This window comes from Vibrio aquimaris, from assembly GCF_009363415.1.
GTDB lineage: Bacteria > Pseudomonadota > Gammaproteobacteria > Enterobacterales > Vibrionaceae > Vibrio > Vibrio aquimaris.
Map to the genome: position 1 here is coordinate 1,223,153 of NZ_CP045350.1, position 11,065 is coordinate 1,234,217.

At 42.4% G+C, this 11,065-nt stretch carries 9 protein-coding genes and 1 CRISPR repeat array; of the genes, 8 read left to right on the forward strand and 1 reads right to left on the reverse strand.

Translation table 11 applies throughout. From position 1 onward, the window contains the following. Positions 1-27: 27 nt before the first annotated feature. The 8 genes from cas5c to FIV01_RS05820 all read left to right on the forward strand — a co-directional run bounded on the left by cas5c (position 28) and on the right by FIV01_RS05820 (position 9,782). Complete coding sequence (gene cas5c / locus FIV01_RS05785; protein ID WP_152430144.1) at positions 28-732, forward strand: type I-C CRISPR-associated protein Cas5c; 705 nt, start codon at positions 28-30, stop codon at positions 730-732. Continuing rightward, positions 729-2,696 (forward strand): type I-C CRISPR-associated protein Cas8c/Csd1, encoded by a 1,968-nt coding sequence (gene cas8c, locus FIV01_RS05790; RefSeq protein ID WP_152430145.1) that lies wholly within the window; start codon positions 729-731, stop codon positions 2,694-2,696. Before cas5c ends, cas8c begins: the two co-directional genes overlap by 4 nt. Before the next feature lie 16 nt (positions 2,697-2,712). Beyond that, a complete protein-coding gene (gene cas7c, locus FIV01_RS05795) occupies positions 2,713-3,582 on the forward strand; it encodes a type I-C CRISPR-associated protein Cas7/Csd2 (protein WP_152430146.1) in 870 nt (289 codons plus the stop codon). Continuing rightward, complete coding sequence (gene cas4 / locus FIV01_RS05800) at positions 3,582-4,205, forward strand: CRISPR-associated protein Cas4 (RefSeq protein WP_152430147.1); 624 nt, start codon at positions 3,582-3,584, stop codon at positions 4,203-4,205. The genes cas7c and cas4 overlap by 1 nt, the downstream gene beginning before the upstream one ends. Then, on the forward strand, positions 4,202-5,233 hold the full coding sequence (gene cas1c, locus FIV01_RS05805; protein WP_152430148.1) for a type I-C CRISPR-associated endonuclease Cas1c: 1,032 nt from the start codon (positions 4,202-4,204) through the stop codon (positions 5,231-5,233). Before cas4 ends, cas1c begins: the two co-directional genes overlap by 4 nt. A gap of 12 nt (positions 5,234-5,245) precedes the next feature. After that, the gene (gene cas2 / locus FIV01_RS05810) at positions 5,246-5,539 is read left to right on the forward strand and encodes a CRISPR-associated endonuclease Cas2 (protein ID WP_152430149.1); all 294 of its coding nucleotides are present in this window, start codon (positions 5,246-5,248) and stop codon (positions 5,537-5,539) included. Positions 5,540-5,715: 176 nt separating this feature from the next. After that, a CRISPR array of direct repeats spans positions 5,716-8,190; the repeat unit is 32 nt; unit sequence GTCGCACCTCCCGCAGGTGCGTGGATTGAAAC. A 321-nt stretch (positions 8,191-8,511) separates the two neighbouring features. Next, positions 8,512-9,510 (forward strand): DUF3289 family protein, encoded by a 999-nt coding sequence (locus FIV01_RS05815; RefSeq protein WP_152430150.1) that lies wholly within the window; start codon positions 8,512-8,514, stop codon positions 9,508-9,510. Next, complete coding sequence (locus FIV01_RS05820) at positions 9,507-9,782, forward strand: hypothetical protein (protein WP_152430151.1); 276 nt, start codon at positions 9,507-9,509, stop codon at positions 9,780-9,782. The genes FIV01_RS05815 and FIV01_RS05820 overlap by 4 nt, the downstream gene beginning before the upstream one ends. A gap of 77 nt (positions 9,783-9,859) precedes the next feature. Here the strand turns inward: FIV01_RS05820 and FIV01_RS05825 are convergent, their stop codons facing one another. Next, the gene (locus tag FIV01_RS05825; RefSeq protein WP_152430152.1) at positions 9,860-10,960 is read right to left on the reverse strand and encodes an acetate and sugar kinases/Hsc70/actin family protein; all 1,101 of its coding nucleotides are present in this window, start codon (positions 10,958-10,960) and stop codon (positions 9,860-9,862) included. Between the last annotated feature and the right edge of the window lie 105 nt (positions 10,961-11,065).

The window sequence follows — 11,065 nt, forward strand, 5'->3', positions numbered from 1 at the left end:
AATCATGTTTTTAACAAGGAGAGCCAAGTGAAAAACAGCATTAGCTTTAGGCTATGGGGTAAATACGCACTATTTACCGACCCCATAACAAAAGTAGGCGGTGAAAAATGTACGTATCACATTCCCACCTATGAGGCGATAAAGGGAGTGTTAAAGTCAATCTACTGGAAGCCAACGCTAGTTTGGCATGTTGACCGAGTTAGAGTGATAAAGCCACTTCGCACTCAAACTAAAGGCACCAAGCCTTTAAACTGGGGGGGCGGTAATACCCTTTCGTATTACACCTTTTTACACGATGTCGAATACCAAGTTGAAGCCCATTTTGAGTGGAATAAGAATCGCCCGGAATTAGAGAAAGATCGTATAGATGGTAAGCATTTCTCCATTGCAAAACGCATGTTAGAAAAAGGCGGGCGACAAGATATCTTTTTAGGTACTCGCGATTGCCAAGGTTATGTTGAACCTTGCGTTTTTGGCGAAGGCGAAGGTGCTTACGATGATATTGACGAGTTAGGCTTTGGTTTAATGTTTCATAGCTTTGGTTACCCAGATGAAACCGGAAACAATGAACTGATTAGTCGATTTTGGCATGGTGTAATGAAAAACGGGGTAATTGAATATCCTCATGTCACAGCGTGCCCAGTAACACGTCATGTAAGAAAAATGAGCGCAAAAAGTTTTGAGCTTGAACAAAATTTACGGAGTGCAGAGCAAACGGAGAGTTGTCTATGACATGGTTAACAACGCTCTACAAAAGCTACGATGAGCTTGAAAAACGCAATGCTAATTTACCATTTGAACAGCAAGTGATGCCGATTTGTCACACGCTCCAAAATGCACATATTCATATTGCCATCAACAGTCAAGGTAAATTTCTTCGTGCAGAGGTTCTTGAAAAAACGCAAGTTGTCTTACCTGCAACAGAGCAATCAGCTGGGCGCAGTAGTGGCTTATGTGCGCACGCACTGGCCGATAAAATTCAGTATATTGCAAAAGACTACGTTGAATTTGGCGGCATAAAGAAATCTGGTTTTGAGTTCTATCATGCGCAATTAAAAGCGTGGTGTGATTCAGAGTTTAGCCACCCTGCGGTAAGTGCCGTGTATCAATATATCGCCAAAGGCACGGTTGTTGCAGACTTAATCGCCGAAAAAGTGCTTTATGCACAAGATAGGCAATTGCTTACAAAGTGGCATGATGAGGGAGACTCCCCTGCATTACTAAAAATTCTACCCAAAGAAAAAGGCTTATTTGATCAAGGTTCTGCGCTTGTATGTTGGAGCGTTGAAATACCCGGCGAACCACAATCGAAAACTTGGCTTGACCCAAGTATTCAACAAAGTTGGATTGCATTTGATAGTGAAAATGGTGATAACACAGCTTTGTGCTACGCTACAGGTGAAAACAAGTTGGTGGCGAGTAATCACCCTGCAAAAATTCGTCACAGTGGTGATAAAGCCAAGTTAATTTCAGCGAATGATAAGAGCGGTTATACCTTTCGAGGCCGTTTTTTATCAAATGACGAGGCTTGCAATATTAGCTTTGAAGTGACACAAAAAGCGCATAATGCACTGCGCTGTTTGTTAACTAAGCAAAGTGTGTTTAGAAATGATACTCAAGTTTATTTAGCGTGGGCGGTATCGGGTAAAGAGGTGCCTAAATTCAACGAATTAGACCTAAATGACTTAGCCAGTTTTCTAGAACAAACAGACAATGTTGATCACACACAGGATCTAGGTCAAGCTTATGCCAATCAGCTAAAACGTTACTTTAAAGGTATAAAAACTAAAAACCAGCTGGACGATAACGAACAAATTGCATTGCTAGGGCTAGATTCCGCCACGCCGGGGCGAATGGGTATTTTGTATTATCGTGAAACCATTGCGAAAGAGTTTTTAGCGCGATTAGAGCAATGGCACCGCGATCTCGGCTGGCAACAAAGAGTCAAAATCAATGAACAGTGGCAATGGGTTAACAGTGCGCCGAGTTTATACAGGGTACTTGATGGCGTATACGGCGATGTACTTAAATCAGCAGACACCTTAAAGAAAAACCTCATTACGCGTTTATACCCGTGTATCGTCGAGGGCAAACCTATCCCGCAAGACATTATGCAAAGCGCGTTTCACCGTGCAATTAATCGAGTCGCCTATAAATCAGATCAAACTTGGCTTTGGTTACAAAATGTAAGCATAGCCTGCTCACTGATCAAAGGGTTTTATACCCGCACAACCAATTCAATTATTCGAAAGGAATACCCAATGGCATTACAACAAGACAATACCAGTCGTGATTATTTGTTTGGTCGTTTATTGGCGCTGGCAAACAAGGTTGAAAAAATAGCGCTCTCAAGTAGCGAAGCAAACCGTTTAACAACGGCAGAGCGATTTATGGCGCAATTTGTTAATAGGCCATCATCAACTTGGCTAAATATCAGTAATGCCCTAGTGCCTTACCAGCAGCGACTTTTTAACAACTATCAAGGGTATGACAAAGCAACAAAAGCATTAATTAGTCAAATAACAGATATGTTTGAGCCTGCTGATTTTAACTCAAACCAAAAGCTAAGCCCTGAATTTTTGCTTGGATTTCATAACCAAATGATATGGTTGGAAACTCATAAAGTAGAGAAAGGCCAATGGGTTAAGAAAGTGAATGACGAACAAGTTAAAGAAAATTTAGCAGAAACAGTTTAAGAAAAGGAACATCACAATGACTCTACAAAATAAAATAGACTTTGCACTAATTTTTAATGTGCTAAACGCTAATCCCAATGGTGATCCACTGAATGGTAACCGTCCTCGTACCGATTACGATGGCTTTGGTGAAATTACTGATGTGTGTTTAAAGCGCAAAATTCGCGACCGTGTACAAGAATCCGGAGAGAGTATTTTTGTACAATCGGACGAAAAGAAAACCGATGGCATGACAAGCTTACGTAATCGAGCCGAATCAGACGATTTCGGTCTCGGTAAGGATACATTCAACAGTAAAAAAACAGCGCCAGAACAAGCTGCAAAATTATGCTGTGAAAAATGGTTTGATGTACGTGCATTTGGTCAAGTGTTTGCGTTTAAAGGCACAGGCTCTGATGGGGTTTCAATTCCTATTCGCGGTCCTGTAACGATTCAAAGTGCATTTAGTATCGAGCCTGTAAGCATTACCAGCACACAAATTACTAAAAGTGTCAGTGGTGAAGGGGATGGTACTAAAAAGTCATCAGATACTATGGGAATGAAGCATCGTGTTGATAACGCAACCTATGTGACTTTTGGTGCTATCACACCGCAATTGGCTGAAAAAACAGGTTTCAGTAATGAAGATGCTGACAAAATTAAAAATGTGTTGGTAAAACTTTTTGAAGGTGATGCGTCATCGGCACGCCCCGAAGGCTCAATGAGCATTTCACACCTTATATGGTGGCAGCATGAGTCCAAGTGGGGCCAGTACTCTTCGGCAAAAGTTCACCAAACATTAAGAGCACACATTGAACAAGGCTTACCGCTTGAAACCTCGGCACTTAATGATTCACTGATATCTTCGCTAGATGGATTGAAGCCGGAAGTAGTAGAAGGCTTCTAATGCTAGAAGCTCGCTTAGTCAACATCTCTGCTTTACAGCACTTTGCTTTTTGTCAGCGTCAGTGTGCGCTGATCCACCTCGAGCAAGTGTGGCAAGAAAACTACCTTACCGCACATGGTCGGCATTTGCACGAGCGGGTAGACAATGGCGAGCCAGAAATGCGCAAAGGTGTGCGGTTTGAACGTGGCGTAGTAGTTTCTGCGCCACAACTAGGCTTAACAGGCAAACTCGATTTGCTAGAACACCATAAAGCCAGTAATCAATTTATACCCGTTGAATACAAACGTGGTAAGCCAAAAACTAATGACATAGATAAAGTGCAACTCTGTGCGCAAGCACTGTGCATTGAAGAGATGCTTAACGTTGAAGTGAAACAGGGCGCGCTGTGGTATTGGCAAATACGTAAACGTATTGATATTAAACTCGACAATCAACTACGAACGCGAACAAAATCTTTAATAACTCAAGTGCAGCAGCTGTTTGCAAACGTAAAAACGCCTTCGCCAACCAAAGGTAAACACTGTAAGGTATGTTCTTTGATTGATATATGTCAGCCAGATGTAACCAATAATGATAGTTCAAGCGGTTATATAACTGCATTATTTAACACGGATGTTGAATGAAAAAATTGCAAAACTCGCTCTATATCACCAAGGACGGTGCCTATTTACACAAGCAACGTGAAACCCTGTTGATTGAACAAAAAGTGGATGGTAAAAAGCAAAAACTCATGCAGCTGCCCATTCATTCTATTGGCAATATATTTTGTTTTGGCAACATTATGGTCTCGCCGCAGTTACTTGGGTTTTGTGGTGAAAATGGTACACATCTTAGCTTTTTTGATATGCATGGCCGTTTTCTCGCCAATGTTGTGGGTAAACAAACGGGGAATGTATTGTTGCGTAGGCAGCAGTTTAGTATTGAAGAACAGGCCGCAAACGATCTTGCCAAACATATTGTTACCGCAAAAATACGTTCCTCTCGTATGTTGCTTTTACGCTTTAGACGCAATCATACCACTACGCCACAGATAGAAAAGGCCATTGAACGTTTAAAGCAAATTATTGAGCAACTGAAAGGTGTGACCACCCACGATACAATTTTAGGGCTAGAGGGAGAAGCTGCATCGCATTACTTCTCCGCGTTCGCTGAGATGTTTAAAGGCAACGAAAGTAAACAGCTGTTTGATAAGCGGACTCGAAGGCCACCTAAAGATCCAGTTAATGCGGTTATTTCACTGCTCTACTCTGTATTAGGTCAAGAGATCAGTGGTGCATTACAAGGTGTGGGGTTAGATCCGCAAGTTGGTTTTTTGCACAAAGAGCGACCGGGTAGAAATAGCCTCGCCCTCGATGTGTTAGAAGAGTTTAGAGCCTACATTGTCGATAGCATTGCCCTAAAACTCTTTAACAATAAAACCCTCACCACAAAGGATTTCGATACAGATTGTCTTGGCGGTGTAACCATAAAAGATGAAGCGAGAAAGGCAGTTTTTCAGGCTTATCAAACTAAAAAACAAGAAGAAGTTATGCACCCTTTCTTGCAAGAAAAGGTACAAATTGGCTTATTACCGCATGTTCAAGCCATGTTACTAGCTCGGCATATGCGTGGTGATTTAGCTCACTACCCACCATTTGTGATCAAAAAATAAGGAGAGTGAACCATGATGATATTGGTCACCTACGATGTATCCTTTGATAGTAAAAATGGTCAAAAACGCCTCAGGCAATTAGCAAAAGTATGCTTAGACTATGGCGTAAGAGTGCAATATTCTGTCTTTGAATGCGAAATAGATGCAGCACAATGGTTGCACTTTAAAAACAAGCTGCTGTCAATTTACGACTCTGAGGTAGATAGTTTGCGTTTTTATAAGCTCGGTAAAAACTGGCAAAACAAAGTAGAACACTACGGTGCGAAAGTTGCAATAGACATATTCAGAGATACCCTTATTTTATAATCGCTAGGCTTTAGTTCTCAGTCAAACACTTGAGATCTAGCGATTATATAAGTTCTTTAAAAATATAGGAAACATTGATTTGTATAGATTCACACAAAATTGTTTTTGCTCTGCTGAGTAAAGTTAGCGGTAAACAGTAGAAAGTGCTAGTCTATACCAGCCTTCAACAAGAGGCAGTCGCACCTCCCGCAGGTGCGTGGATTGAAACACTGAAAATTAAAGGCGAGTAGTCGTGATTTTTAGGTCGCACCTCCCGCAGGTGCGTGGATTGAAACAAGTTCGCGACCAACACAATAAGCAATATATACAGTCGCACCTCCCGCAGGTGCGTGGATTGAAACATGCAATTGTTACCTTTAGAGTTTGCGCTCTAGAGGTCGCACCTCCCGCAGGTGCGTGGATTGAAACTTTGAAGCAGTCAGCAGATTGAGAGGACAGATTAGTCGCACCTCCCGCAGGTGCGTGGATTGAAACCTTTATGGTTCTCATTTGCAATAAAAGAGTTATGTCGCACCTCCCGCAGGTGCGTGGATTGAAACTATTAAACTATTATTAGAGCGATAAGCTGCTTGAGTCGCACCTCCCGCAGGTGCGTGGATTGAAACTGATCGATGTGGTCAAATTGAATCTTGGCCAGCGTCGCACCTCCCGCAGGTGCGTGGATTGAAACAAATCTTATTGTTCAGTCAGGGCCAATCATTGAGGTCGCACCTCCCGCAGGTGCGTGGATTGAAACATTGTCATTAGGTAATAAAGAAATTAACACATGACGTCGCACCTCCCGCAGGTGCGTGGATTGAAACAGGATGTCACCGTATCTGTATCGGGTTCTAATGGCGTCGCACCTCCCGCAGGTGCGTGGATTGAAACAACCAAAGTATTACCAAACTTTAACGGTGTAGGCGGTCGCACCTCCCGCAGGTGCGTGGATTGAAACAACTAAAGCTCTTAACTTAGTCATCAAATTATCAATGTCGCACCTCCCGCAGGTGCGTGGATTGAAACCACTAATTCGTCTGTATTGTTAGTTTGTTCTATGAGTCGCACCTCCCGCAGGTGCGTGGATTGAAACATTACAGTAGTTAGCAACTTGTACCTTTTGCTCCGTCGCACCTCCCGCAGGTGCGTGGATTGAAACCTTACGTCTGGTTATAGCTTCCTCCTTAGTCTCAGTCGCACCTCCCGCAGGTGCGTGGATTGAAACTTGTTTATTCATAATCTGAATGAGACCGCCATTTGTCGCACCTCCCGCAGGTGCGTGGATTGAAACACATTTGGTTATACGTTCAATCATCATCTCTACTTGTCGCACCTCCCGCAGGTGCGTGGATTGAAACTTGAGCCTCGCGCTGCTTTTTTATTTCGCCGAAGTCGCACCTCCCGCAGGTGCGTGGATTGAAACAGGACTAATGACCAATTTGGAGTTAAGAGCCAAGTCGCACCTCCCGCAGGTGCGTGGATTGAAACTTTTGCTGATGGAATAACTATAACTATCCGCTTAGTCGCACCTCCCGCAGGTGCGTGGATTGAAACCGGAGGAGTTTTATATTCCTGAAGCTACGCAAATGTCGCACCTCCCGCAGGTGCGTGGATTGAAACATCTTTTTCTACAAAACCATCGGGTGAAAATAAGTCGCACCTCCCGCAGGTGCGTGGATTGAAACATCCAACGGATAGCATGTAAATTCTGTGCTTCATGTCGCACCTCCCGCAGGTGCGTGGATTGAAACTCTTTAATTGAAGCAGTTGGTTAAGTGAGGCTGGTCGCACCTCCCACAGGTGCGTGGATTGAAACAAATTCAATATTGATCGATTCTCCATTAACTGAGTCGCACCTCCCACAGGTGCGTGGATTGAAACCAATAAACATGCATCTCTGATTGATACTCTTTTGCGTCGCACCTCCCACAGGTGCGTGGATTGAAACTTGTTTGGCGGTTTCACCATTGGAATAGATATGGTCGCACCTCCCACAGGTGCGTGGATTGAAACAGCTATCACTAGCAGCGTTTCTAAGAAAGAACCACGTCGCACCTCCCACAGGTGCGTGGATTGAAACAAGACTCCATAGCTGATTCAGTTCACAGAGTGTTGTCGCACCTCCCACAGGTGCGTGGATTGAAACTAGTTTCCCGTATCACATGGAGATGTGTAGGTGGTCGCACCTCCCACAGGTGCGTGGATTGAAACATTGATGCTATCGCCGACAATGTAGCGAATACGGTCGCACCTCCCACAGGTGCGTGGATTGAAACTTAACTCCACGGTACAGAGCCTAATGCCCTATTGTCGCACCTCCCACAGGTGCGTGGATTGAAACTTTAAACCTCGTGGTGTTGTTATAGCTGCACATGAGTCGCACCTCCCACAGGTGCGTGGATTGAAACCTTTTGATATTCGAAATTATATTGATAAAGCTGCGTCGCACCTCCCACAGGTGCGTGGATTGAAACAGATCCTGATAAAGGAGTGGAATCGTGTGTTAAAGTCGCACCTCCCACGGGTGCGTGGATTGAAACAAATTACTGGCACTCTGACTATCAAAACCATCACGTCGCACCTCCCACAGGTGCGTGGATTGAAACAATTGACTGAGCATCAACCTCATCAGCTAATGTCGTCGCACCTCCCGCAGGTGCGTGGATTGAAACCCTCTCACCATAGCTGGAATAACTTTAGTAGCAGGTCGCACCCATAGGTGCTGAAGAAAGGGTTAAATCTTTCCTTTTGCTCTTCCTAATTTTATCCATAAGCTAGCCAATTCCATTAAATCGTATCATGCCCCATTCGTAAGTACCTCCCACTCTACCCGTGTTTGTCCTCGAAGATAGCGACTAAACCTGTCACTTAGAGCGTTTTGATAGTCAAACTAACTATTTGGTTGGTAAATGCCGCAAAACGCCTTGTTAGGCGTGATAAATAATTGAAAATATTGATATGATTTGGTTTATTTTTTATTAAGGCTAACTCCCATGCGGTATGAATCTTTCCCATATGTCCCAGAAGAAAGACAAGAAACCACAAGAGAAAGAGCAGCGCGTCAACGTCAAGAACGCAGAGCGGAACTTACTTATACCGCTAAGGACCAGAAACGTTGGGCCGAAAACAGAGAACGCGTTCTTGCTGAGCGTAAATTGGCTGAAGAGTGGAAGCCTGTAGAGGGTAACTTCCCATTACTGGTCTATCAAACACAAAATAAAATGGATGACTTTGATGCGCCTGATATGACTTTTGGTGATGAGACCAAAGAGGAAATAGAACAATACGGCTTAATGACTCCTTTTGAAGATGATTCCATAAATTTACCTTTCACAGATATTGCTGTTTTTGGTGAAGATCAATTTACTTTGCCTGTAAGTGAACATTTCGAACGTATGCGTAGTTTGGCAAATGATGTTGCTTTAGGGATTGGCTTTTCAACAAAAGGAGAAACTAAAGATATCTTTTTTGAAATGGTCGATAAATTTGAGCGTAACGAGGGAGGCTATTACAGTAACCCATCGTTAACTAGTGCACTAAAGGAGCACGAAACAACCGCTAATTTTCATCAGGCTCTAAAAAAGTGTTTAGAAGAGAGTCTTAAAAATGGTAAGTTACCTTCTGATATTGTCAGTGTTTCGAGTCAATACATGAAGTCTTCAAAAGGTAAACCGCTACCACAATTTTTGGTTGGGGATATTTTAGACCCTCATAAGAACCTTTTTGATGGAACAGTTCTTAATGTTCATGGCATTTGGTCTATGCGTGTTTATGTTGAACAACTTGAATACAAAGGAAGTCAAATTCGAGGTCTTTTTAAGTATGAAGTTCAAGATCATTTCGGTTTAGATAAAAAAGATATCAATAACAATCCAATGAATGGAGATAAGCCTTTTGAGTTAATTAGCGGTTTTCGGTCTTGGTATTTACTACAACATTATAAAGAATATGCTTATAAACCATTTATCACAAAAATGGATTTTTCTTTATGATGACTTTTATTCGCTATTCACTTTTGTTATTGCCCTTATGTTGGTATGTTTTGATTTGGGATAGTATCGTCTTTAATGGAAGCATCCCAAGACCAACTATAAATAATTACCCACCTTGGGTGGATGGGTTATTGGTTCCGATCTTTTGGCTTGTAATTACTCCATTAAGTTTTTTTATCGGTTCGATATATACAGCTTACAAAAAGCTTTGGTGGTGGTTTGCTGCCTATATGATCCTTGGCTTTGGTTTTTGGGTTTACCTGCGTATTTAGGATGATCGTTATCTTTACAACAAACCCCAGCACTGCTGAGGTTTTGTTGTATTTGGTACTTAAACTTTCCTCACCCATCACAAATCCGGCGCGAGGACTGGGCCTAGTGTCCAGCTGATGGCATTACCTTTGAGTTCTCTTATTGGTGTGATGTGATTTGTATCATCTGTAAGCTGATAGCCTTTGCTAATTAACGTATATTGATAAGCGGCATTAAAGCAGCCAGCGTATAGATGAGGGTTAAGTTTATAATCTGTCTTACCTTGCTCTACCTCTTCCCATGGCTGGGAACAGAAATGTTTACCGGTTTCCTTGAGTTTACTCAGACTAAACGAGTCATTTATCCCCAGTTCAGAGCTATTAAAAAAGAAACCGCTGATCGCATATAAATCTGAGCCTGCTCCTAGCTGTGCGCTCTTGGTGTTAACGCTTTGAACATCATTGATAAGCGGCTCAACTTTTTCTGCGCATTCCCCAAATTCTCCAGTACCCAGTTGATCATTGGGCAAAGGATAATCCTTGGGAAAGCATGCCGCTTGATTGAGATATTGACTAATTGCCAAATTCTGACCCAAACCAAGGTAGCTGGTTGAAGAAAGAGTGAAATTTAGATTTCCGACAGTGACATTGAAAAGGTCATCGCCTGTGTTCGTTTCAAAGGTGATTTGGGTTGAAGCCCCGCCAAGATCCATAATGCCAGTTGTTTTTTGGCTATTAAAAAAAGCCCCATTAAAGTAGTTGGCGGTGAGCCAAGCATATGCACCTTCTGTTTGCCCTGTGATTGTTTTAACTTTGATATCCGCATCAGGGAAGCGCTTGGCCAGTGCATCTTTGACTCTTTGATTAACCAAGTTTCTCTCAGTCGCTGAAATGGTTCTCATACCAGCGGTAGAATAAAAGTACAGGTGATCTGGAATCGTTTTGGTTTCCACAAATAGGCTATCAATATAAGTGTTTAAGTCTGTTTCCTTGACAGTTTGTATACCGCCTTTGATGTCTTTATGTTGAATTTGTTCATCAATTACAGGTAGCCCGTGTTCGGATGAAATATCATGGTGGTATTGATATTCGAATAATCTCGAGCCTGAACTGCCTGCATCAATGACAAACGTAGTGTCTGCTAGGGCGGATGAGGATACTAATATTGCAGCTAAATAAGATAATTCTCTTATATTCATTCAAATGCCTATTACTAAACTTTAACTATCTTGGAGCAAGGTATTACCTGTATAACTATGATTTATTTTATAAAACCAGCCCCATATTATAATTTCCACCATGGG

Coding starts and splice junctions, on each gene's coding strand:
- cas8c (WP_152430145.1), top strand. CDS start 729: ATGACATGGTTAACAACGCTCTACAAAAGCTACGATGAGCTTGAAAAA.
- cas7c (WP_152430146.1), top strand. CDS start 2,713: ATGACTCTACAAAATAAAATAGACTTTGCACTAATTTTTAATGTGCTA.
- cas4 (WP_152430147.1), top strand. CDS start 3,582: ATGCTAGAAGCTCGCTTAGTCAACATCTCTGCTTTACAGCACTTTGCT.
- cas1c (WP_152430148.1), top strand. CDS start 4,202: ATGAAAAAATTGCAAAACTCGCTCTATATCACCAAGGACGGTGCCTAT.
- cas2 (WP_152430149.1), top strand. CDS start 5,246: ATGATGATATTGGTCACCTACGATGTATCCTTTGATAGTAAAAATGGT.
- FIV01_RS05815 (WP_152430150.1), top strand. CDS start 8,512: ATGCGGTATGAATCTTTCCCATATGTCCCAGAAGAAAGACAAGAAACC.
- FIV01_RS05820 (WP_152430151.1), top strand. CDS start 9,507: ATGATGACTTTTATTCGCTATTCACTTTTGTTATTGCCCTTATGTTGG.
- FIV01_RS05825 (WP_152430152.1), bottom strand. CDS start 10,960: ATGAATATAAGAGAATTATCTTATTTAGCTGCAATATTAGTATCCTCA.